This window comes from Prevotella sp. TF12-30 (assembly GCF_003436715.1).
Taxonomy (GTDB): Bacteria; Bacteroidota; Bacteroidia; order Bacteroidales; family Bacteroidaceae; genus Prevotella; species Prevotella copri_A.
In genome coordinates this window covers 1-360 of sequence record NZ_QSQJ01000085.1, presented here as the reverse complement: position 1 = coordinate 360, position 360 = coordinate 1, and the positions used below count along the sequence as shown (strand labels likewise).

Here is a 360-nt window from a genome sequence, read left to right as displayed (position 1 = left end):
ATCGTAATGCGCAGCGTGAACGCAAACCTCCTTGAGATCAACCAGGCAAAGTCACGTATCAACCAGGCTAAGAAGGACGGCAAGGAGCCGGACAAGAAGGACACCGACCTGGTGAAGACCGAGAAGCAGAATGCGTTCGCCATCTCGCAGTACACCGATGTGATGACCATCGAGAAGTTTGCCAAGCACATCACTTCTCACGGCAGCGTATATTCAAGAGCTGACATCAGCGCCATCCTCTACATGGCAGTGGACTGCATGAGAGAGATGCTGCTCGAGGGCAAGAAGATCCGACTGGGTGATCTGGGCGACTTCTCTCTCCTGCTCAGCTCCAAGGGCGCAGAGACTGCCGACAAGTTT

At 54.2% G+C, this 360-nt stretch carries 1 pseudogene; it reads left to right on the top strand.

The annotated features are described in order from the left end of the window. Positions 1–360 (top strand): annotated as a pseudogene (locus DXD25_RS16005) (DNA-binding protein); the annotation flags it as partial.